Source organism: Nocardiopsis valliformis DSM 45023 (genome assembly GCF_000340985.1).
GTDB lineage: Bacteria > Actinomycetota > Actinomycetes > Streptosporangiales > Streptosporangiaceae > Nocardiopsis > Nocardiopsis exhalans.
The window spans coordinates 1-21,640 of the sequence record NZ_ANAZ01000004.1 but is presented as its reverse complement, the minus strand read 5'-3'; the positions used below and the strand labels follow the sequence as shown (position 1 = coordinate 21,640).

16 protein-coding genes, 1 pseudogene and 1 riboswitch are annotated in these 21,640 nt (G+C 70.2%); of the genes and pseudogenes, 9 read left to right on the top strand and 8 right to left on the bottom strand.

Going from position 1 to position 21,640, the window contains the following annotated elements; genetic code table 11:
• Window positions 1-76: 76 nt before the first annotated feature.
• Window positions 77-790 (bottom strand): dethiobiotin synthase, encoded by a 714-nt coding sequence (bioD, locus tag D457_RS0104785; protein ID WP_017579506.1) that lies wholly within the window; start codon window positions 788-790, stop codon window positions 77-79.
• Entirely contained in the window at window positions 787-2,133 is a 1,347-nt protein-coding gene (locus D457_RS0104780) for an adenosylmethionine--8-amino-7-oxononanoate transaminase (RefSeq protein WP_017579505.1), read from the bottom strand. The genes bioD and D457_RS0104780 overlap by 4 nt, the downstream gene beginning before the upstream one ends.
• 348 nt (window positions 2,134-2,481) lie before the next feature.
• Here D457_RS0104780 and D457_RS0104775 point away from each other — a divergent pair, with 348 nt between their 5' ends.
• From D457_RS0104775 to D457_RS0104765, 3 genes are all read left to right on the top strand, one after another.
• Window positions 2,482-3,729 (top strand): 8-amino-7-oxononanoate synthase, encoded by a 1,248-nt coding sequence (locus tag D457_RS0104775; protein ID WP_017579504.1) that lies wholly within the window; start codon window positions 2,482-2,484, stop codon window positions 3,727-3,729.
• Window positions 3,730-3,803: 74 nt separating this feature from the next.
• Window positions 3,804-5,165 carry an SGNH/GDSL hydrolase family protein gene (locus D457_RS0104770; protein WP_017579503.1) on the top strand — a complete coding sequence of 454 codons (1,362 nt, stop codon included), beginning with the start codon at window positions 3,804-3,806 and terminating at the stop codon, window positions 5,163-5,165.
• A gap of 77 nt (window positions 5,166-5,242) precedes the next feature.
• Window positions 5,243-5,890 (top strand): dihydrofolate reductase family protein, encoded by a 648-nt coding sequence (locus D457_RS0104765; protein ID WP_017579502.1) that lies wholly within the window; start codon window positions 5,243-5,245, stop codon window positions 5,888-5,890.
• Between the two features lie 117 nt (window positions 5,891-6,007).
• Here D457_RS0104765 and rocD read toward each other — a convergent pair whose 3' ends face one another.
• Window positions 6,008-7,282 (bottom strand): ornithine--oxo-acid transaminase, encoded by a 1,275-nt coding sequence (rocD, locus tag D457_RS0104760; protein WP_017579501.1) that lies wholly within the window; start codon window positions 7,280-7,282, stop codon window positions 6,008-6,010.
• A gap of 376 nt (window positions 7,283-7,658) precedes the next feature.
• Here rocD and D457_RS0104755 point away from each other — a divergent pair, with 376 nt between their 5' ends.
• The 3 genes from D457_RS0104755 to thiD all read left to right on the top strand — a co-directional run bounded on the left by D457_RS0104755 (window position 7,659) and on the right by thiD (window position 11,621).
• Window positions 7,659-9,380, top strand: coding sequence for an acyl-CoA synthetase (locus D457_RS0104755; protein ID WP_017579500.1), 1,722 nt, complete (start codon window positions 7,659-7,661; stop codon window positions 9,378-9,380).
• A gap of 342 nt (window positions 9,381-9,722) precedes the next feature.
• Entirely contained in the window at window positions 9,723-10,649 is a 927-nt protein-coding gene (locus tag D457_RS0104750; protein ID WP_017579499.1) for a DUF368 domain-containing protein, read from the top strand.
• 79 nt (window positions 10,650-10,728) lie between these two features.
• A riboswitch (TPP riboswitch) is annotated at window positions 10,729-10,829 on the top strand.
• Window positions 10,818-11,621 (top strand): bifunctional hydroxymethylpyrimidine kinase/phosphomethylpyrimidine kinase, encoded by an 804-nt coding sequence (gene thiD, locus D457_RS0104745; RefSeq protein WP_017579498.1) that lies wholly within the window; start codon window positions 10,818-10,820, stop codon window positions 11,619-11,621. (Overlaps the previous riboswitch by 12 nt.)
• 193 nt (window positions 11,622-11,814) lie before the next feature.
• Here the strand turns inward: thiD and D457_RS0104740 are convergent, their stop codons facing one another.
• The gene (locus D457_RS0104740; RefSeq protein ID WP_017579497.1) at window positions 11,815-13,233 is read right to left on the bottom strand and encodes an alanine/glycine:cation symporter family protein; all 1,419 of its coding nucleotides are present in this window, start codon (window positions 13,231-13,233) and stop codon (window positions 11,815-11,817) included.
• Window positions 13,234-13,436: 203 nt separating this feature from the next.
• A complete protein-coding gene (locus D457_RS0104735; protein ID WP_017579496.1) occupies window positions 13,437-13,700 on the bottom strand; it encodes a DUF6457 domain-containing protein in 264 nt (87 codons plus the stop codon).
• A gap of 212 nt (window positions 13,701-13,912) precedes the next feature.
• Between D457_RS0104735 and D457_RS0104730 the strand changes: the two genes are divergently transcribed.
• Entirely contained in the window at window positions 13,913-15,091 is a 1,179-nt protein-coding gene (locus D457_RS0104730) for a glycosyltransferase family 4 protein (protein ID WP_017579495.1), read from the top strand.
• Window positions 15,092-15,185: 94 nt separating this feature from the next.
• Here D457_RS0104730 and D457_RS0104725 read toward each other — a convergent pair whose 3' ends face one another.
• On the bottom strand, window positions 15,186-16,511 hold the full coding sequence (locus D457_RS0104725; RefSeq protein ID WP_017579494.1) for a pyridoxal phosphate-dependent aminotransferase: 1,326 nt from the start codon (window positions 16,509-16,511) through the stop codon (window positions 15,186-15,188).
• Between the two features lie 147 nt (window positions 16,512-16,658).
• On the opposite strand from D457_RS0104725, the gene D457_RS0104720 reads away from it, so the two are divergent.
• Window positions 16,659-17,609, top strand: coding sequence for a LysR family transcriptional regulator (locus tag D457_RS0104720; protein ID WP_017579493.1), 951 nt, complete (start codon window positions 16,659-16,661; stop codon window positions 17,607-17,609).
• A gap of 117 nt (window positions 17,610-17,726) precedes the next feature.
• Here D457_RS0104720 and D457_RS0104715 read toward each other — a convergent pair whose 3' ends face one another.
• Both D457_RS0104715 and D457_RS36625 read right to left on the bottom strand, forming a co-directional pair.
• Window positions 17,727-18,056 carry a hypothetical protein gene (locus tag D457_RS0104715; RefSeq protein WP_017579492.1) on the bottom strand — a complete coding sequence of 110 codons (330 nt, stop codon included), beginning with the start codon at window positions 18,054-18,056 and terminating at the stop codon, window positions 17,727-17,729.
• A 272-nt stretch (window positions 18,057-18,328) separates the two neighbouring features.
• Window positions 18,329-18,642, bottom strand: a pseudogene (locus D457_RS36625) (DMT family transporter); the annotation flags it as partial.
• Window positions 18,643-19,073: 431 nt separating this feature from the next.
• On the opposite strand from D457_RS36625, the gene D457_RS0104700 reads away from it, so the two are divergent.
• Window positions 19,074-20,711 carry a beta-N-acetylhexosaminidase gene (locus D457_RS0104700; protein ID WP_017579491.1) on the top strand — a complete coding sequence of 546 codons (1,638 nt, stop codon included), beginning with the start codon at window positions 19,074-19,076 and terminating at the stop codon, window positions 20,709-20,711.
• Window positions 20,712-21,640 lie beyond the last annotated feature (929 nt).

Genomic DNA, 21,640 nt, shown 5'->3' with positions numbered 1-21,640 from the left:
GCCAGCAGGAGAAGGTTCCCACCGGTTTCCGGGAAAAACGGGCCGGGACGCGATGGGGTCCCGGCCCGCTCCGTGCTCAGACTCCGTCGGAGGGCTCCCACGTGCCGCCGAGCCCCGCACCCAGGGAGCGGCGGGCCGCTTCGGTGAAGGCCGGCGGCTCCAGCTCACCCATCCCCTCGGCCAGGACGCCCGCGAGCGGTCCGGCACCCATGTCGGGCAGGTCGAGGAGGTTGCAGCGCATCGCCAGGTCCGCTTCCCCAGGGTCGCGCGGCCAGGAGCCCACCACGACCCCGGCGGGGACCAACCCGCGCGAATGCAGGGCTTCAGCGGTCAGGGCGGTCGCGTTGAGGGTGCCCAGCCGGGGGTCGGCGACCACCAGCACCGGCGCGGACAGCAGTTCCGCGACGTCGGCGAGGGTCTCCCCGGCCGCGTTCAGCCGGACCAGCAGCCCTCCGGCGCCCTCCACCAGCACCAAGTCGTGTTCGCGGGCCAGGTCGAGGGCGCGGTCGGTGATCTCCCAGGCCGCCGGTCCCTCACCGCCGACCCGGGCTGCGGCCCGTGCCGGGGCGAGGGGATCGGGGTAACGGACGGTCTCGGCGGTGGTCGCGCTCGGGACCAGGCGGGCGACGGCCTGTGCGTCGCCCTCCTCCCCCGGGCCCACCCCGGTCTGGGCAGCCTTGAGCACCGCCACCCGCCGCCCCCGGGCCGCGGCCAGCGCGGCGACGGCGGCCGTGGCCACGGTCTTGCCCACCTCGGTGCCGGTACCGGTCACCACGAGCACGTCCGTCACAGCGCCCCTTCCAGCCCCGGCTCCTCGGCCAGAGTCGCCTCGGTGGCCGCCAGCATCCCCTCGGCGATCCTGGCGACCTCCGTCTCGGAACACACGTAGGGCGGCATCGCGTACACGTGTTCCCGGAACGGCCGCAGCCACACCCCCGCTCCGATCGCCGCGCGGGTGGCCGCGCGCATACGCACCGGCCGGTCCAGTTCGATCACCCCGATGGCTCCGAGCACCCGCACCTCCCGCACGCCCGGCAGCTGCTGCGCCGGGGCCAGGCCCTTGCGCAGCCCCGCCTCGATCCGGGCCACGTCCCCCCGCCAGTCGCCCTCGGTGAGCAGTTCCACCGAGGCCAGGGCTGTGGCACAGGCCAGCGGGTTTCCCATGAACGTGGGCCCGTGCGCGAGGACCGGGACCTCCCCCTCCGCGATCCCCCGGGCCACCCGCGCGGTGCACAGGGTAGCGGCCAGGGTCATGTACCCGCCGGTGAGCGCCTTGCCCACGCACAGCACGTCGGGGACGACCCCGGCGTGGTCGGCGGCGAACATCTCGCCGGTGCGGCCGAACCCGGTAGCGATCTCGTCGAAGACCAGCAGGATCCCGTGCTCGTCCGCGATCCGGCGCAGCTCCCGCAGGTAGCCGGGGTGGTGGAAGCGCATACCGCCCGCACCCTGGACGACGGGTTCGACGATGATCCCGGCCAGTTCCCCGGCGTGTTCACGGGCCAGCTCCGCGAACTCCGCCAGGTAGGCGGGGTCGGGCGCGTCGTCGAACCCGGCGGGCGGTGCGGGTGCGTACACCTGGCCGGGCAGGACGTCGCCCCACAGCGAGTGCATGCCGCCGTCAGGGTCGCACACGCTCATCGCGTGGAAGGTGTCGCCGTGGTAGCCGCCCCGCCAGGTGAGGAAGCGGCGGCGGCCCGGGTTGCCGGTGGAGCGGTGGTACTGAAGGCACATCTTCATGGCCACCTCCACCGACACCGACCCCGAGTCGGCGAGGAAGACGTGTTCGAGACCGTCGGGGGTGATCTCCACGAGGGCCTCGGCCAGCGCGGCGGCGGGCGCGTGGGTGAGCCCGCCGAACATCACGTGGCTGAACCGGTCCACCTGAGCGTGCACGGCCGCGTCCAGGCGGGGGTGGCGGTAGCCGTGGATCGCCGACCACCAGGAGGACATACCGTCGATCACGCGGTGGTGCTCGCCGTCCGACCACAGGTCCAGGTGGACACCTTCGGCCCCGGTCACCACGTAGGGGGTCTCCGCTGCGGGAACGGTCGTGTAGGGGTGCCACAGGTGCGCGCTGTCGGCGGCTCGAACCTGTGCGGGATGGGCCGTCTCGGTGCTGGTTCGCGACATGGTCCCCCATTCTTCCTCGCGCGCGAGCTCTGGCGCCCCCTACGAGTGAGCCAGGAATCCCCGCCCAATCTTTGTGGGCTTCCACTGGTGACTGCGCGCTCACGGACCGGCAGAGTCGTATATGCCTCCCTGGCACAACAAGGGACGGGTCGCCCCAGCGGGCTTGGCCGCTGCTGGGTCGACCCGCCAGGGGGTTCTCTCCCCGGTGAGCCAGCACCAGCACCCGGTACCTTTACCTTGCGCACAAGTTTTCTGCCGTATCTCCCTTGAACTCGTCTGGCCCCGGGACCGGGTCACCCCGACCGCCCGGAGACGCGCCACCGAACTTTCCGAGGAGCTCTCATCCGCATGGAACGCCTCGACACCGGTACCCGCACCGCACACCGTCCCTGGACCCTGCGCGCCACCCGCCCCGAGCTGGAGCCGCTGCCCGAGGGCCACCCCCTGGACTGGCTGGACCGGGCCGCCGAGGGCCGGGCCCGCGCCGGACTGACCCGCCGCACCGTGCCCCGCTCCCCCTCCGACGACCTCCTGGACCTGGCCGGAAACGACTATCTGGGACTCATGCGCCACCCCGCCGTGGTGGCGGCCGCCGCCGAGGCCGCCCACACCTGGGGCACGGGCGCCGGGGGTTCGCGGCTGGTCACCGGGGACACCGAGCTGCACGGTGAGCTGGAGCACGAACTGGCCGAGTTCCACGGCTCGGAGGCCGCCCTGGTGTTCTCCTCCGGGTACACAGCCAACCTGGCGATGGTGACGGCGCTGGCCACCCCGGCCGCCGAGGATGTCGAACCGCCCCTGGTGGTGTGCGACCAGTACAACCACGCCTCCCTGATCGACGCCACCCGGCTGGCCAAGGCCGCCGGTGCCCGGGTCGCGGTGTTCCGCCACGGCGACGCCGAGCACGCCGCCGAACTCCTGCGCGGGGGCCCGGGGCGGCGGCTGCTGCTCAGCGACACCGTGTTCTCGGTGGACGGCGACCTCACCGACATCCGCTCCCTGGCCGGGGTCGCGCGCACCCACCGCGCGGCGCTGCTGCTGGACGACGCCCACGGGCTCGGGGTGGTGGGCCCGGGCGGGCGCGGCGCCGTGGGCGGTACCCCGCTGGGCGGCGCCGACGACGTGGTGGTGTCGGTGACCCTGTCCAAGTCGCTCGGTTCCCAGGGCGGCGCGGTCCTGGGTTCGCGGCGGGTGATCCGGCACCTGGTGGAGACGGCGCGCACGTTCGTCTTCGACACCGGACTGGCCCCGGCGGCAGCGGGGGCGGCGCTGGCGGCCCTGCGGGTGCTGCGCGCCGAACCCGAGCGGGCCGAGGCGGTGCGGTCCCGGGCCCGCGAGCTGTCCGAAGGGCTTCGCGAGCGGGGGCTGGATGCCAGCGATCCGGACGCCGCGGTGGTGTCGGTGCTGGCGCCCTCGCCTGAAGAAGCGCTGGCCTGGCGCGCGGCTTGTGGGAAGGACGGGGTCCGGGTGGGCTGCTTCCGTCCGCCGTCGGTCCCGGACGGCCGTTCCCGGCTGCGCCTGACCGCCCGCGCCACGCTGGACAACACCGATATCCGCCGCGTTCTCGACGTCATCACGACAAACCGCCCCGGGTAGTCTGACGGGTGGACCAGGGTGTGTCGGACGAACACACCCCGCACGCCCGCGGATCTGGGAGGCGGTAAGCGACCGTGTCAGCGCGTGATGGTGACCCCCGCGAGCCCCAAGACCCTCAGGCCCCCCAGGAGCAGGGTTCGGAGGGCGGGTCTCCGTCCCCCGGAACCGGTGCCACGGCGATCGGGAAGAAGGGGAAGAAGAAGTCCCCCAAGCGCCGCCGCCGTGCCCGCGTCACCCTGGTCACCGCGGCCGTCCTGGTCTTCGCACTGATGATCACCCTCGCCGTGCCCACAAGCCGCGACGCCCTCCTGCGCCTATGGTGCGACACCACCGGCGGTGTGTGCCCCGCCGAACCCCTCCCCCCGATCACGGAGGAAGAGGAGGAGGACTGGCGGGTCCAGATGGAACCGGAGGAAGCCGCGCTGTGGGGCAACTACGTGGCCCTGGGCGATTCCTACTCCTCCGGCGACGGCGCGGGCGACTACGAGGAGGGCACCGCCGAACCCGGTGAGTGCTGGCGTTCCGAGCACGCCTACGCCAACCTCATCGAGCAGGAGTTCTCCTTCGAGGGTTCGCTGGGCTTCTACGCGTGCAGCGGCCACAAGGGCTCGGACATGCTCAGCCAGATCGGCACCCCCGAGTCCCAGCTCGAGCGGGTCACCGAGCACACCTCGCTGGTGACCGTCGGCATCGGCGGCAACGACCTCGGTTTCATCCCCGTCCTGCGCACCTGCATCGTGCGGATGCCGCTCCTGGAGCGGACCGCCTGCACGGACCAGGAGGACGAGGTCGACGAGAAGATGGACGCCTTCGAGGAGACCCTCACCAAGGTGCTCACCGACATCCGAGACCGCGCACCGGACGCCCGCGTGCTGGTGCTGGGCTACCCCCGGCTCTTCCCCGAGGAACCGCCCGGCATGTACTACACGCTCTCCCAGGGCGACCAACTGTGGCTGAACACCGTGGCCCAGCGGTTCAACGACCGTATCCGGGACACCGTCTACCAGGTGGACGGCGATATATACGGCACCCGCCAGGTCGGCAGCGTGGAGTTCGTCAACGTCTTCACCGCGCTGAAGGGTTACGAAGTCAGTGAGGACGACTCCTGGCTGAACGGCATCGTCCTCGGCCAGTTGGGTGAGGGCCTGCGGGTGGACCGGGCGAGCTTCCACCCCACCGCCCAGGGTCAGCGCTCCATCGCCGAGCGCGTGCGCCTGCAGATCGAGGAGGGCCCCGAACGCGTGCTGTTCACCTCCAGGGAGACCCTGGAGAGGGTCGACTCCGACGTGCTGTACACCGAGCTCGGCGGCCCCCTGGACCCGGCCAACGTCGTGCCCGGCACCGAATCCGACGGAGACAGTCCAGATGGGGACAGTGCCGACGAGGACGCTGAACCCGCCGACGAAGACGATGAGGACGAGGGCGCCGACTCCTAGGGTGGACACCCCACCCCGGCGATGAGTTCTCCCGGCCCGGAGAGTCAGTCCTGGTGTCAACAGCACAGGAGGAACACATGACTCAGCTGCTGAGGGTCCAGAACTTCAGCGTTTCCAGTGACGGGATCGCCGCGGACGAGGGCCAGAGTCTCGCAAGACCGTTCGGCGACACTGTCGATCCGGAGCGGTTGTTCGCCTGGGCCGGGGCCACGGCGGGCTGGCCGGGCCGCACCGATTCGGGAGGCAGCCGGGGTCTCGACGACTACTTCACCCGGGACTTCGCGCACAACATCGGCGCCGAGATCATGGGCCGCAACAAGTTCGGCCCCCAGCGCGGGCCCTGGACCGACCACGAGTGGCTCGGCTGGTGGGGCGATGAACCCCCCTTCCACACCCCGGTGTTCGTCCTGACCCACCACGAGCGCCCTTCGTTCACCCTCTCCGACACGACGTTCCACTTCGTCGGAGGTGACCCGGCAGCCGTCCTCGAACAGGCGCGGGAGGCGGCGCGGGGCAAGGACGTCCGGCTCGGCGGCGGGGTCACCACCGTCCGGCGGTTCCTCGAAACCGACCTCGTCGACACCCTGCACGTGGCGGTCGTGCCGGTGAGGTTCGGAGCCGGTCTGCGGCTCTGGGAGTCCCCCGACGAGCTGCTCGACCGGTTCCACCTGGAGGTCGTGCCCAGCCCGAGCGGTGTGGCGCACCACCTGTTCTGGCGGAAGTGACCCGGGTCCGGGACACAGGGCTGAAACGCAGGCCCCGCCCGGATCGGATCCGGGCGGGACCTGCGTCGTCCCGCTACCGCCTGTGTGCGGCGGTACGTACTACTGCTACCGGGCCTTCTACCGTTTCTGAGCCTTGAGCTCGGCGATGACCTCGGCGAAGCGGTCCAGACCCCAGTTGAGGTCCTCCTCGCTGATCACCAGCGGCGGGGACATCCGCACGGTCGACCCGTGCGTGTCCTTGACCAGGACCCCGTGCTCGGCCAGGCGCTTGCACAGCTCCTTGCCCGAAGCAAGTTCGGGGTCCACGTCCACCCCCGCCCACAGACCGATGCTGCGCGCCGACACCACCCCGTCACCGACGAACTGGTCCAGCCTGCGCCGGAGCACCTCGCCCAGCTTGCGGGCGTTCTCCAGGTAAGGGCCCTCGGTCAGCATCCGGACGACCGTCGAACCCACCGCCCCGGCGAGCGGGTTGCCGCCGAAGGTGCTGCCGTGCTGGCCGGGCTGGATGACGCCGAGGATGTCCTCGTCCGCCACCATCGCCGAGACCGGCAGGATGCCGCCGCCCAGCGCCTTGCCGAACAGGTAGGCGTCCGGAACGACACCGGTGTGCTCGCAGGCCCGGATCGTGCCCGTGCGTCCCAGGCCCGACTGCACCTCGTCGGCGATGAACAGCACCCGGTTGGCGTCGCAGATCTCGCGGACCCGGGGCAGATAGTCCTCGGGCGGCACGATCACGCCCGCCTCGCCCTGCACCGGTTCGATGAGCACGGCCACCGTGGTGTGGTCGATGGCCTCCTCGATGGCCTTCGCGTCCCCGTAGGCCACCGAGCGGAAGCCTGGCGTGTAGGGACCGAAACCTGTCTTCGCCTCGGTGTCCGAGGAGAAGGAGATGATCGTGGTGGTGCGGCCGTGGAAGTTGGCCCCGGCCACGACGATGGTCGCCTGGTTCTCCTCGACGCCCTTGACCTCGTAGCCCCACTTACGGGCCACCTTGATGCCGGTCTCCACCGCCTCGGCGCCGGTGTTCATCGGCAGGACCTTCTGTTTGCCGACCATGTCGGCGAGGGCGCTCACCCACGGGCCGAACTGGTCGTTGTAGAAGGCCCGGCTGGTCAGCGTCACCCGGTCGAGCTGGGCGTGCGCGGCTGCGAGGAGGTCCGGGTTGTGGTGGCCGAAGTTCATGGCCGAGTACCCGGCCAGACAGTCGAGGTACTTCTTTCCCTCCACGTCGGTCACCCAGGCGCCACGGCCCTCGGCAATCACCACGGGCAGGGGTGAGTAGTTGTGGGCGGACCTCGACTGTGCGAGTTCGATGTGGTCCGCGCTGGAGAGTCCCTGTCCGCCGGGGTTTCCGACGGAGTCCTGCTGTCCCAGATTCTGGGTGGTCATCTAGCCGCTCCGATCACCATTGACCGATGTCAGACAGTAGATACCCACCGTGGAGCCCGGTAGAGCCCCCGCGGCGGGATCCCCAAGAGTTGAGCAGATGATCCGGTGAGCACACAAGGGGTGGCAGAGATCACCGCTCGGCGCCCGGGCCCGAAATCCACGCGTCACCCCGACCCGCACCCGCGCTGAGCGGGCACTGTTCGGCCGGTCCGCGGCAGGGGGTGACGGGGGACGGTTACGCAGGTGACGCGGTACACAGCCCCTGCGGCGATCGAGGTCGTCCCTGAGGGGTACGTTCGCTCCTAACCAGCTACAGCCGCCGCGAGCTCGATGCGCCGAGGACGGCCGTTCACCATCGTCAGGGAGGTCATCAGACGTGCATCCTCACGCGTCCCCGGACACCCCCTTCTCCCTCGCCAACCTCATGGCGGCGGTGACCGACGCCGTCCCGGAGCGGATCGCGCTGGTCGCCGGTCCCCGGCGGCTCACCTACCGCGCCCTGAACGACCGTTCTACCCGGCTGGCCCGGCACCTGGTCTCGGCCGGTGTGCGCCCCGGTGAGAACGTGGCGATCCTGTCGTTCAACCGCGCCGAGTGGGTGGAGTCGTTCCTGGGTGTGCTGCGCGCGGGCGCGGTACCGGTGAACGTCAACTACCGGTACGTGGCGGGCGAACTGCGGCATGTGCTCTCGGACTCGCACGCGGTGGCCCTGATCGCCGAGGACTCCCTGGCCACGACGGTGACGGCGGTCCTGCCCGATCTGCCCCGGCTGCGGCACGTGCTGCTGTTGGAGGATGGTTCGGAGCGCGACGCCTCGCTCGGCGGTGCGGACTACGAAGAGGCGCTCGCTGCGCAGGACACGGATGGTCTGGGCTCCGACGGAGTCGAGGAACCGGTGCGGCTCCCCGAGACCAGCGGCGAGGACCACTACCTGCTCTACACCGGCGGCACCACGGGCTACCCGAAGGGTGTGCTGTGGCGTCAGGCGGACATCTTCCGCGCCGCCGTGGAGCGGCGTGCCCCGGGCACCCCGCGCGCCCGGAACCCGCAGGAGGTGGCCGACCGTGCCGCCGCCTGCTTCCCGCAGCGGATGCTGGTGCTCGGCCCGCTGATGCACGCGGCCGGGCAGTGGAACGCGCTGAGCATGCTGCTGTGCGGCAAGCGCATCGTGCTGTCCACGGACCGCAGTTTCCGCCCGGACCGGGTGTTGGAACTGGTGCACCGGGAGGGTGTGCACGCGGTGCAGCTGGTGGGTGATGCGATGGCGCGCCCGTTGGCCCGGCACCTGCTCACCGAGCCCGACCTGTGCCCCGAACTCACCTCAGTGCGCTCGGGCGGCACCCCGCTCACCCCGGCGGTGCGCGGGCTGTGGCGGGCCTGGCGCGAGGACGTCGCCCTGGCCGACGCCTACGGGGGTTCGGAGACGGGCGTGTGCGGTTCGGCCACCGCCCCGGACGCGAAGGACAGCGCCGCCGAGGAGCCCGTCACCCCCTCCGCCGACCGGCGCAGCTTCACCATGGGCGGCAGCATCTCCGTGCTCGATGGCTCGCTGCGGCCGCTGCCGCCGGGTTCGGCCGAGGTCGGCCGGATCGCGCGCACCGGGCGGATCCCGCTGGGCTACTACAACGACCCGATCGCCACCGCGCGCACCTTCCCCACCGATCCCGAGGGGCGGCGCTGGGCGCTGTCCGGCGACTACGGCACGCGGGCCGCGGACGGCTCGATCGTGCTGCTCGGCCGGGGCAGCGTGGTGATCAACACCGCCGGGGAGAAGGTGTACCCCGAGGAGGTGGAGGCCGTCCTCAAGGCCCACCCGTCGGTCGAGGACGTGATCGTGGTGCCCTCGCCGGACGAGACGCTCGGCCAGCGGGTGACGGCGCTGGTGTCGCTGGCCCCGGAGGCCGCCCCAGACGAGGACGCGCTGCGGGCGCACTGCCGGATCCGCCTGGCCGGGTTCAAGGTGCCCCGGACCGTGCACTTCGTGGACCGGGTGCGGCGCACCGCTGTGGGCAAACAGGACTACCGGTGGGCCGCGTCGGTGGCCGGTGAGACCCCGGGGTCCCCGGCCTCCCCGCTGTCCGGTTCCGTCCGAAGCTGAGGCCTCCGGCCGGGTTTCTTTTTCGGACCAAAGACCTGACCCACCCATACCTGACCGAAACCCTGTTTTTTGGGGTGCTCAAACGCGTTTAGCTTCGTCGAGCGACGCTAGACTTGGCGCTGCCCGGCCCGGGGCCTGACGGCTCTCCTCCCCCTCCACGCGGCCCGGGCGGCGAACATCGGCGCGGGCCCGGGCATCGGACCGGATGACGGTCGTCCTGGCGACCCGCGCACAACAGCACCCCTTTGACCGCCGGCCAGCCGTGGAAACGGGACCGGCGGCCCCATCAGGACGGAGGACGGCGCCCTCTCCCGGGGCTCCCCCGGGGCCGCGCCCGACAACATGGCCAAGTCAGTAGGCTCCTACATCTTCAACGCGGTGCGCGGCGGGGCCGTCGGCACCTCCGAGGCGCTGCCCGGTATCAGCGGCGGCACGGTCGCTCTGATCGTCGGCCTCTACGACAAGCTCATCGGCGGCGCGGGCCACGTGGTCAGCGGGATCAAGCGCTACGTCACCGACGTACCACGGGGTCGCGGCAAGGACCGGGCCATGGAGCAGTTCCGCCAGGTGGACTGGCCGGTTCTGGTCCCCGCGCTCATCGGTATGGCCGTGGCCCTGGTGATGGCGCTCCTGCTCATCGCTCCGCTGGTCGAGGAGTACACCCAGTACGCCTACGCCGTCTTCTTCGGCCTCGTACTCGCCTGCCTGTGGATCCCCTACACCGGTGCGGGGCGCACCTGGCGCGCGGGACACTACCTGCTGGCCCTGGCCTTCGCCGCCCTGACCTTCTTCCTCACCGGCCTTCCCGGCGCCGACCTGCCCACCCACCCGGCAGTGGTCTTCCTGGTGGCCTCGGTGGCCATCTGCGCCCTGGTCCTGCCTGGCATGTCGGGTTCCTTCATCCTGCTGACCGTCGGCCTGTACACGCCGACCAAGGACGCGGTAGCGAGCCTGGACTTCGTCTACCTGGGCACCTTCGCCCTCGGCATGATCACGGGCCTGGCCGTCTTCGTGAAGATCCTCCAGTACCTGCTGGAGAACTTCCACCACATGACCCTGGTGGTCCTCACCGGACTGATGGCGGGGTCCCTGCGTGCCCTGTGGCCCTGGCAGAACGAGGAGCGGGAAATCCTCGCGCCCACCGACGTACCGGTGACGGTGACCCTGATGGTGGTCGGCTTCGCCGTCGTCGTCGCCGCGATCGTGTGGGAGCGACGCAAGCGGCTCCAGAGCGAGGACGCGGCCGTGCCGCACAGCACCTCCGTCTAGGGAGGACGCTGCGACCCGGAAGACCGTCCGTTACAGTCGAAAACACCACAAACGAACACCGAGGCCGGGGCCGTGAGGCCCCGGCGGCGCGGGGTGCCGGAGAGAGTTCTCCCGGCTGAGAGCACACCCGTCGAACCTGCCCTAGTTCGTACTAGCGAAGGAACGCCAATGAGCGCGTACAACGTCGTGTCCATCGCCGGCAGCGACCCCAGCGGGGGCGCCGGCATCCAGGCCGACCTGAAGTCGTTCTCCGCGCACGGGGTCTTCGGGATGACCGTGGTGACGGCGTTGACCGCCCAGTCCACCCGCGGGGTCACCGGGGTGCACGGGGTTCCCGCCTCGTTCGTCACCGACCAGATGGACACCCTGTTCACCGACGCGACCGTGCACGCGGTCAAGGTGGGGATGCTGTCCACCTCCGAGGTCACCGAGGCGGTCGCGGCCGCCGTGGACCGCTACGAGCTGCCGAACGTGGTCGTGGACCCGGTGATGGTGGCCAAGAGCGGCGACCGGCTGCTACAGAGCTCAGCGATTGAGGCCCTGCGCACCGAGCTGGTGCCGCGCGCGGACCTGATCACCCCGAACCTGCCCGAGGCCGCCGACCTGCTCGGCACGGCCGAGGCCACCAGCCTCAAGGAGATGCGCGACCAGGCCGAACGCCTCCTGGAACTGGGCCCGCGCCGGGTCCTGTTGAAGGGCGGGCACCTGCCGGGCGAGGAGAGCGTGGACCTGCTGGTGGACGGGGAGTCGGAGCCGGTGGAGTTCCGCGCCGGGCGGGTGGACACCCGCAACACCCACGGCACCGGCTGCACCCTGTCCTCATCGATCGCCGCTCTGCTCCCACAGCGACCGGACACGGTCACCGCGGTGGCGGACGCCAAGGCCTACCTCACCGAGGCCCTGCGCCGCGCGGACGACATCGACGCGGGCGGCGGCCAGGGCCCTGTTCACCATTTCCACCTTTGGTGGTAAGGCGGATTCAACTGGTTGTCGCAACACCCCTTTCAGCCGTGATCTTGCTACCAGGGGCGATTTCGGCGCCTTGGGTTCCAGTGGCTCCGGGCTTCTGGTAGCAAGATCACCGGGGATAGGGGCAGAGAAAGGGGACCGGCCCGACCGGCCGGTCCCCCTCCTCATCCACCCCGTGAACGGACAGACGTGTGGCTTAACCTCGTACGTCGTCCATCATGACGTCCGGGTTCCGCCAGTCCGGATGAGCGAAGAACTTCCGGGTCTCGGCGGAGATGATCGGAGCCAGCAGGATCAGGCCGATCAGGTTCGGCAGAGCCATCAGACCGTTGGCGATGTCGCTGAACAGCCAGACCGAGTCCAGAGTGGCCACCGAGCCGACGAAGATGACGCCGATGAACACCAGCCGGTAGGGCAGCACGAAGGTGCGGCCGCCCAGGAACTCCACACACCGCTCGCCGTAGTAGGCCCAGCCGAGCAGGGTGCTGAAGGCGAACACCGCAACGGACAACGCCACGATGTAGGCCCCGGCCGTACCGAGCCCGGGGCTGATCGCGCCCAACCCCTCGGTCATGGCCTGCGAGGTGAGCAGCGAACCGTCCTCGGGTTCCTCCACCTGCCACACCCCGGTGGTGATGATGACCAGGCAGGTCATGCTGACCACGATGATGGTGTCGATGAAGGTCTGGGTCATCGAGACCATGGCCTGACGGACCGGCTGGGTGGTCTTGGCCGCGGCGGCCGCGATACCGCCGGTGCCCAGGCCGGACTCGTTGGAGAAGATACCTCGGGCGAAGCCCATCTGGATGGCGAGCATGACACCCGCGCCCACGAAACCGCCGGTGGCCGAGGTTCCGGTGAAGGCGGACGCGAAGACCAGCTGGAAGGCGGGAAGCAGCGCGGCCCAGTTGGCGGCGAGCACGATCAGACAGATGCTGACGTAACCGACGATCATGATCGGCACCAGGGCCGAGGTGACCCGACCGATGCTCTTGATGCCACCGAGGATGACGGCCCCGGCCAGCACCATCAGGATCAGGCCGATGATCCACGGGGCGACGCCGGTGACACTGTTCACCTGCTGAGCGACGGTGTTGGCCTGGGTGCCATTGCCGATACCGAAGGCGGCGATGGCACCGAAGATCGCGAAGGAGACACCGAGGAAGGTCCCGAGGCCCCCCTTGATCCCGTACTTCAGGTAGTACATCGGACCGCCGCTCTGCTCGCCCTTGGCGTCAGTGCGGCGGTACTTCACGCCCAGCAGGGCCTCGCTGTACTTGGTGGCCATGCCGAAGATGCCGATGACCCACATCCAGAACAGCGCACCGGGGCCGCCGATACCGATGGCCAGCGCGGCGCCCGCGATGTTACCGACACCGACGGTGGCCGCGAGTGCGGTGCTCAGTGCCTGGTAGTGCGAGATGTCGCCCTCGACGGACGGGTCCTCCTTGCGGCGGACCAGAGCCAGCCACAGCGCGTGCGGCAGGCGGAACAGCTGGAGGAGCCTGAGACGAATGGTGAGGTAGACGCCGACACCGAGCAGCAACGGAATGAGGACGAAGGGTCCCCAGATGATTCCGTTGAGGATGTCAGCCATCTCCAGGAGTTGGTCCACAGGGGATCTCCCTTTCGATGAGTATGTGGGGCCGAGGAAGTCGTTGGAGAAACAGGGGAACCAACGTCCTCGGAATGACGTTGGCACTGGTAAACGCCGCGCGATATCGGCAAAGAATGACACTGGTGCGTAACGAATGAATCACATGTGATCCACATGAACGTTGCGTCATGCAATGTTTTCTTCAGGGCGCCCTGAACCGGTCAGTTCTCCTGCCCCTGGGGCGGTTTCTCCCCCTGGGCCAGTGCGAGTCTGCTGAGCGCCGCGGCGGCGGCCTGCGGGTCGGCGCCCTGCCCCACCGCCACCCCGAGCAGGTAGGTGGTGAGCGGCGCCGCGGGCCTGGCCACGGAGTGCGCGGCATCGCGGGCCAGATCGAGGATGCGGTCGACGTCGGGCTTTTGGAGCGGGTCGGTTCCGGCGAGCTCCAACTCGGCGCGGACCAGCTCGGACCATTCCACGAGGGTCACCAGGTGACTCCTTAGGGTGCGCATTTGATTACATAAAGCGATCATAGCCATCCCGGAGTCACCCGGCGGTCAGTTGGCCGTGCGGCGGTGTCACCACCTGATCGACCAACCCGCGTCAGCCCTTCGGGCGCGGTTCTCCCGCACGGCGATCCGGGTTCATTCCCCGACCCTAGCGTCAGAGGCAGCAAGACCTCGGCGTTGGGAGCCCTCGCATGTCCCCCGCATCCCCGCTCACCCTCCACCGCCCGCCGCTGCGCGTGGCGATCGTGACCGAGTCCTTCCTCCCTCAGGTCAACGGAGTCACCAACTCCGTTTGCCGAATCCTGGAACACCTCGCCGCCAAAGGCCACCAGGCCCTCGTCCTGGCCCCCGGTCACGGCCCTTCCTCGTACGCGGGCTTCCCCGTTCTACGGATGCCCGCACTCCCCCTGCCCGTCTACCGCGACTTCGCCATGGGCCTGCCCGCCCGGCGGACGATGACCGCGGCGATCCGCGCCTTCGCCCCCGACGTGCTCCACCTGGCCTCCCCCGCGCTCTTCGGCGCGACGGCGGTGGACGTGGCGCGCAGGTGGGCGCTGCCGACCGTGGCGGCCTTCCAGACCGACCTGCCGGGCTTCGTCGGGCGCTACGGCCTGCCCGGCTCCGAGGCGCTCTGGTCCCTGCTGCACCGGATCCACTCTGCCGTGGACCGCACCCTGGTGCCCTCCTCCGCCACCATGGAGGCCCTATCCGACCGGGGGTTCCCCCGGCTCGACCTGTGGCGGCGCGGCGTGGACACCGTGCGCTTCTCCCCCGACCACCGTTCCGAGGAGCTGCGCCGTAGGTTGGCCCCGGACGGTGAGGCGATCGTGGGCTACGTGGGCCGCCTGTCCCGGGACAAGCGTGTGGACCTGCTCGCCCAGGTGGCCAAACTGCGCAACATCCGCCTGGTGGTGGTCGGGGACGGTCCGGACCGGGCCCGGCTGCGCCGACTGGTGCCCGACGCCGTCTTCACCGGCCAGCGCACCGGGGCGGACCTGTCGCGCCTGTACGCCGCCCTGGACGTGTTCGTGCACACCGGCGCGGACGAGACCTTCTGCCAGGCCGTACAGGAGGCGCTGGCCTCGGGGGTGCCCGTGGTGGCCCCGGCGGCGGGCGGCCCGATGGACCTGGTCAACGACGGACACAACGGGCTGCTGTACGCGCCGGACTCGGTCCGGGAGCTGCGGGTGGCGGTCGGCCGGCTCGCGCACAACGGCGAGGTGCGTGCGCGGATGGCGGGTCAGGCCCGGTCATCGGTGGCGCACCGGACCTGGGACTCGGTCAACTCGGAGCTGGTGGAGCACTACCGCGCGGTGATCGCTCCCAGCCACGAGCTGGCGGCGCGCCGGGAGCGGGTGGGGAACGTATAACGGGACCCTCCCTGGGAGAGATAGGGAGGGTCCCGTCGATGGTGACCGCCTCACCCCGTATTCGAGAGACGGGCACGTATGTGGGGTAGCTCGGTCAGTGCACCGGCTGGGCGACCGCCTTCGGGGCTGGGATCACCGTGCTGGGCGCCTCGGAGAGCAGCGATCCCAGAACCTCGGTGAGCCGGTCCAGGTGAGCGCGGATCCACGGCAGAGCCAGCGGGTCCTCGGCGGACAGCGCCGCGTACCGCTTGTCCTCGGTGTCCCCGTACAGGAGGCTGGTGGCCACCCGCATGCGCAGGGCGGCGGAGCTCTCGCCGAACTCCACGGCGGGCAGCACACCCATGCCGTACCGCTCCAGTAGGAGCCCGGTGAGCTCCGGTCCGGTGGTCACCCCGTGCAGGGCGGCCAGGCGCTCGCGGACCGGCTCGAAGTCCGGGTAGAGGTAGAAGGCCGCGCTCGGGGCGGCGACGGCGGCCCCGGCCCGGGAGAAGACGCCGGCGACGGCTGAGGCGACGATGCCGTGCAGGCGGCGGCTGCGGTCGATGTGGTCGCGCAGCTCGGCGGGTTCGGTGAAGGCGTGCGCGGCCGCCTGCTGGACCGGCGCGGCCGGGCTGGACCAAATCTCGCTGGCCACGCCGAGCAGACCGCCGCGCAGGCGCCGGCCGATCTCGGAGTCGGGCAGGCGCAGGACACCGATCCGCCAGCCGCCCAGGGCGAGGTTCTTGCTCAGGCCGGTGGAGATGACGGTGCGCTCGGGTGCGTACTCGGCGGGGCTGTGCACGACGGCGCGGTCCGCGCCGCGGGCGTCCACGTGGACGAGGTCGCGGTAGATCTCGTCGGAGATGATGAGCAGGTCGAGCTCGCGGGCGACCTCGGCCAGGCGGCGCACGGTCTCGGCTTCGGCGACGGTCCCGGTCGGGTTGTCCGGGACGGTGACGACCACGGCGTTGACGGTACGGCCCTGCTCGCGGGCGGCGGTGACGGCGGCGTGCAGCAGGTCCGGCTGGGGTACGCCGCCCTGGCCGGTGGCGGTCGGCACCATGACCGGGCGCTGGCCCACCAGGCGGCTCTGCGCGGCGTAGCTGACCCAGCTGGGCGCGGCAATGGCGGTGTCGCCGCCGATCTCGAGAAGAAGGCTGTAAAGAAGGGGCTTGCTGCCGGGGCCGGCTATGACCGTGTCGGGGTCGGTGGGTAGGCCCCGTCGGCTCCAGTACCCGGCGGCCGCCTCGCGCAGGTCGATCGAACCGGCGACGGGCCCGTAGGCGTTGGCCCCGTTGCCCGCCGTGAGCTGGTCCCGCATGACCGGGTGCACCGGCAGACCGGCCTCACCGAACCCGAGCGGCAGCACGCGCACCCCTTGGCGGCGCTTGGCTTCGAGGGCTTCGTTAACAGCGAGGGTGGCGGACACAGTGACGGTCATGGATGACTCATCTCCGGCTCTTCGTTGGGCGCTGGCCACCGGTTGAGCTGGAGTCGTGTCCAGCTGGTGACCTTTCACCCACCACCCTGCCCATGATCTTCCATCAGTACAAGCGAGTCTTTTCGATGCTGAGCATAAGATGTCCTTATGCTCGATCTTCGCCGCCTTCAGCTCCTCCGTGAGTTCAGTGCTCGCGGCACCATCGTCGCGACCGCGAACGCCCTGGGCTACACGCCTTCGGCCGTCTCTCAGCAGCTAGCCACGCTCGAACGAGAGACGGGGGTCGCGCTCCTGGACCGCTCACCGCGGGGGGCCGAGCTGACCGATGCCGGCCAGTTGCTGGTGAACCAGGCCGAGGAGATCCTGGCGCTGGTGGAGGCGGCCGAGTCGGTACTCGCCGAGCAGTCGAACATCGCCCTGGGCGTGGTGACCGTCACGGCCTTCCCCACGGCGGCGGTGGCCTTCGCCCCGCTGCTGGCCCCTCCCCTGCGCAGCCACGAGGGCATGCAGCTGGTACTGCGGCAGACTCTGCTGGCGACCGGCACCCAGAAGGTGCGCTCCCGGGAGGTGGACATCGCGCTGGTCGACGACTGGACCGGCCAGCACCCGGGTCGGGGGCCAGACAGCGGCCTGCGGCACGTGCACCTGCTGCGGGACCCCATGGTGCTGGCGGTTCCGGAGGAGCACCGGCTGGCCGACGGGAACGTGCCGCTGGTGCTAGACCAGCTGCTGGGAGAGTCGTGGATCGTGGCGCCGGAGGGCGAGCGCTCGCGTTACGGCACGGAGAAGCTGTTCGCTGAGGTGGGCGGGCTGCCCGCAGCCGCGTGGGAGTTCGAGGGTCTGGGCACGATCCTGAGCCTGGTGTCCCGGGGCATCGGGATCGCGGCGGTCCCGGCCCTGGCCATGGTGGGCGCCCCGGCGGGACTGGTGTACCGGCCGCTGCCCTCCTCACCGGAGCGGCACATCTACGCGGTACTGCGCCCGGCCTCACTACGGCGCCCGGCTGTGCAGGTGACTCTGTCGGCCCTGCGCGACGCCGCGCGCAGTGTGGAGGAGGAGCTCAGCCCCATTTCTCCGCGTGTCCAGGGGCCGAGATAGCGGGGCAGGAGGAACCGGAGAAGGAGAGAGCAGGAAAAAGCTGTGGCCCGCCTCCGGTCGGAGCGGGCCACATCGGGTGTTCGGTCGGGTGTTTCCGGCGGCCTTGGGCGGTACCGGTCACGTGTCGTTTCTCCGTCGGCGCACCTTGTCGATCTTGCGGCGGAGCTTGCGACAGACATGGCGAGCTCGGTCGCGGTCGTCGCGGGCGTTCCACCAGCGCGCGTAGGCTTCCAGTCTTCTTTTGCGCAGGGACTCGAGCTCGGCCTCCATCCGGGTCACCCGGTGCTCCAGGTCGATGCGTTCACGTTCGAACGACGACATGTCACGCTCATGGAACCCCGCCTCACGTTCGGCACTGACCAGCCGATCCGTGAGGCCCTCGGTGGCGTTTCCGCCCCGGGCGATCCGGCCGACGCCGGCTTGTCCGCTGATGCCTTCGAACCACACAGTCTCTGGTCTTTCCCGAAGCGCCCCAACATCACCGATCGCTACGCAAAGAATACGGAAAGTGGCCAAAAGGGACTTTTTACAACAAGTCCCTAAGCGACCATGACCCGTTCGACCGCCGGGCGAACCGTGCCTCGCCCCCGGACCCGGGTGTAGACCGCCTCGAACCGCTCCAGCGAACGGTGGTGGTCGTGTTCCAGCGCGATCTCCCGGCTCGCCCGCCCCAGCTGCTCGCGGATCCGCGGCGGACCCAGCACGGTCAGCAGCCGGTCGGCCAGGATCTGCGAGACACGGACCCGTTGCCGGTTGAAGGCGGCGGACAGCACGATCGCGAACAGCAGCCCGGTGACGCCGATCGGCTGGATGATGGTGAGCGGGGCGCCGCTCAGGGCGATCAGGTGGAGGCAGGCCCCAGCACGGCGGCGCCGCTCCCGATCAGCCACCGGAGCTGCCGCAGCAGGTGGAGGAGGAAACCCGCCCGCGCCACCTGTCGGCCGGGGGCGCGTACCGCGTCGCGCTCCTGCAGGGCCGAACCGAGCGCCAGGGTGAAGGCTCCCGCCACGGCGATGAGCACGGACAACAGCATCAAAGACCCCGATCCGTCACCGCTGAAGCGCTCTCCTCTGATCCCCGCATCGCCATTTCCCCTGACACTCGGTCCTCGCCCGCGTTCGCTCCGGAACCGGTATGGGCAAAACAGTATGGACGGGAAGTGCGGCTCCGGCGATAACGCCACCCCCGTCTTACCCGTAGCGCTTCCACTACCTCGAAGGTTGGGCACGCACCCGGTGCAGGCGCTGTGCACCCCCGGTTTCGGCGCCCTGGGAATCCGTCCTCTGTTCCTACGACTACTTCGAAAGCCGGTGCGCTAAGAGCCTTCCAGGGTCAAGAGTGAGTATCGGGTGGCCCTGAATGGGGGGAGACAGTGAGACCGATTGCTCCTCGGGTCTGTGCCTGGCGTTCCTGGACATGGCACTATGTCCGAGATTGGTCTAGACCGGATAGGAGCAGTTACCCGTGCCTGAGAAACCCCACCCCGACCCCCTCTCCCTGGTTCCCCGCCCCTTGGAGGTGACGACCGACGGCCCTGGCGGCCTGACGCTGACCGCCGCCACCCGGGTCTCCGCCGACCGCGAGGCGCAGGGCACCCTCGCCTGGCTCCAGCGTGAACTCGGCGCCGCCACCGGGCTGCCGCTGGCCACCGGCGACGAGGAGGACGCCCAGATCCGGCTGAGCGTCGACCCCGGGGCCGGACTCGGCCGGGAGGGCTACCGCCTGATCATCGACTCCGCAGGCGCGATCGTGGTCGGCAACGAGCCCGCCGGGGTGTTCTACGGGGTACAGACCCTGCGCCAGCTACTGCCCGCCGACGCCTACCGCAGTACCCCCCTGGGCGGTGCGCAGTGGCGGCTGCCCGCGGTGAGCATCACCGACGCCCCGCGCTTCCGATGGCGCGGCGCCATGCTGGACATCGCCCGGCACTTCCAGCCCAAGCGCGAGATCCTGCGCTTCATCGACCTGCTCGCGCTGCACAAGCTCAACGTGCTGCACCTGCACCTGACCGACGACCAGGGGTGGCGGGTCGAGATCCGCCGCTATCCGAAGCTGACCGAGGTCGCCTCCTGGCGCACCGAGAGCCAGGTGGGGACCAGTAAGCCGCCGGCCTTCGACGGGCGCCCGCACGGCGGGTTCCTCACCCAGGACGACATCCGCGAGATCGTGGCCTACGCGGATGCCCGACACGTGGCGGTGGTCCCGGAGATCGACGTTCCCGGCCACTCGCAGGCGGCCATCCACGCGTACCCGGAGTTGGGTGAGGTCGGCGAGATCCCGGTCGGCACCCAGTGGGGCATCTTCGACGAGGTGCTCGCGGTCACCGACAACGTCCTGGAGTTCTACAAGAACGTCTTCGACGAGCTGATCGAGCTGTTCCCCAGCACGTACATCCACGTGGGCGGGGACGAGTGCCCCAAAACCCAGTGGAAGAACAGCGCCTCCGCCCAACAAAGAATCAGAGAGGAAGGGCTAGCCGACGAGGACGAGCTGCAGAGCTGGTTCATCCGACAGCTGGACGACCACCTCACCAAGCGCGGCCGCCGTCTGCTGGGCTGGGACGAGATCCTGGAAGGGGGGCTCGCCCCGGGAGCCACCGTGATGTCGTGGCGCGGCGAGGAGGGCGGCATCGCGGCCGCCCGCGCCGGGCACGACGTGGTCATGGCCCCCACAGCCAGTTCCTACCTGGACTACAAGCAGTCCAACAGCCCGGACGAACCGGTCCCTGTCGGTACTCTGCTGCGGGTCGAGGACGTCTACGAGAGCGAGCCGGTCCCCGCCGACCTCACTGAGGAGGAGTCCCAGCACGTCCTCGGCGCCCAGGTCAACCTGTGGAGCGAGCACATCGACTCCCAACGCAAGCTGGACTACATGGTCTTCCCCCGCCTGACCGCTTTTGCCGAGAAGGTCTGGTCCGAGGGCGAGCGTGACTTCACCGAATTCGAGCCCCGCCTGAAGCACCACCTCGGCCGCTTGGACGCGGCGGGGGTCGAGTACCGCCCTCTGGATGGTCCCCGCCCCTGGCACACCCGCCCCGGCGTCTACGGCTGGGGCTACTACCCCGGCGAAGCACCCCCGGAACAGGGGCACGCCGCCGGCTGAAGGCTGATGCCCAGGCTGAGCACTGAGGGCTGAAGACCGAAGCGGAAACTCTGGGCCCTGAGCCCGTAGGTCAGATTCGGGTCCCTGAGGTTCCGGAGCCCAGGCCGAGCAGTTATCCACAGCCCCGCCCGCCCCTAGTAGCCACACGGGCGGGGCCTGGTGTCTCCTTATACCGGGGGAAGCTTCGTTTCCGCCCGCCTTGGCATGCCCAAAAGCAAACAGCGGTGGCGGGGGCAGCGTTCGCGAGGGCAGTGGTGCTGTCTGAGGCCGGACGCCTGTTTCGGCCCTCTGTTCGAAGATGATCTTGCTACCAGAAGCGAAATCAGCGCCGAACTTGCTCCTGGTAGCAAGATCACCGGGGATGAGGGGGTTTCGGAAGCAGCGGACAGCCCCAGGCGCGGGTTTCGGGCGCCACGCCCCGGCGCTGAAAACCGGCCCCGCTGACCCTGCCTGCTCTCACTCGGGGGAGGCAGCCCGTGCCCCCGTTGGGCCCGCCAGCACCGCCCTGGGTGGCTCCGCCACAGGGGCTCGGGCGGCTTCCGCCCCACCGCCACGACACGCGGCCCGGCGCGCTACTTCCTTCGCTGCCGCTGTTCCGTTGCCGGGAATGACCGGCCGCGACACGAGCACCGGTCCGCGCCGGGCTGGGGTCCTGCCGCCCTCGCTGCCGCTTTTCCGATGGCACGAATGACCGGCCGCGACACGTTCAAGCGCTGGGCACCGGGGTGGGGAGGGCACCGGCCGAAGGCCGAGGTAGGTGGGCCCTTTGGGCCCCTTTCAGGGCCCGAAGGGCCCCGTCCACCACCCGACCACACCTCCCCCGTTTCCCGACAGTCGCCCACCGCCGTCACAGCGAAGCGGGTCAAGGTGGAGCGCCCTCTGGGCGAAGCCCAAGGCCGCGTAGTTAGCGTTCTGGACTGGGTGTCAAG

Bases quoted from the DNA above. Each gene is read 5' to 3' on its own strand.
- rocD (WP_017579501.1), bottom strand. From the start codon at position 7,282: ATGACCACCCAGAATCTGGGACAGCAGGACTCCGTCGGAAACCCCGGC.
- D457_RS0104730 (WP_017579495.1), top strand. From the start codon at position 13,913: ATGTCCCCCGCATCCCCGCTCACCCTCCACCGCCCGCCGCTGCGCGTG.
- D457_RS0104720 (WP_017579493.1), top strand. From the start codon at position 16,659: ATGCTCGATCTTCGCCGCCTTCAGCTCCTCCGTGAGTTCAGTGCTCGC.
- D457_RS0104780 (WP_017579505.1), bottom strand. From the start codon at position 2,133: ATGTCGCGAACCAGCACCGAGACGGCCCATCCCGCACAGGTTCGAGCC.
- D457_RS0104765 (WP_017579502.1), top strand. From the start codon at position 5,243: ATGACTCAGCTGCTGAGGGTCCAGAACTTCAGCGTTTCCAGTGACGGG.
- D457_RS0104725 (WP_017579494.1), bottom strand. From the start codon at position 16,511: ATGACCGTCACTGTGTCCGCCACCCTCGCTGTTAACGAAGCCCTCGAA.
- thiD (WP_017579498.1), top strand. From the start codon at position 10,818: ATGAGCGCGTACAACGTCGTGTCCATCGCCGGCAGCGACCCCAGCGGG.
- D457_RS0104775 (WP_017579504.1), top strand. From the start codon at position 2,482: ATGGAACGCCTCGACACCGGTACCCGCACCGCACACCGTCCCTGGACC.
- D457_RS0104750 (WP_017579499.1), top strand. From the start codon at position 9,723: ATGGCCAAGTCAGTAGGCTCCTACATCTTCAACGCGGTGCGCGGCGGG.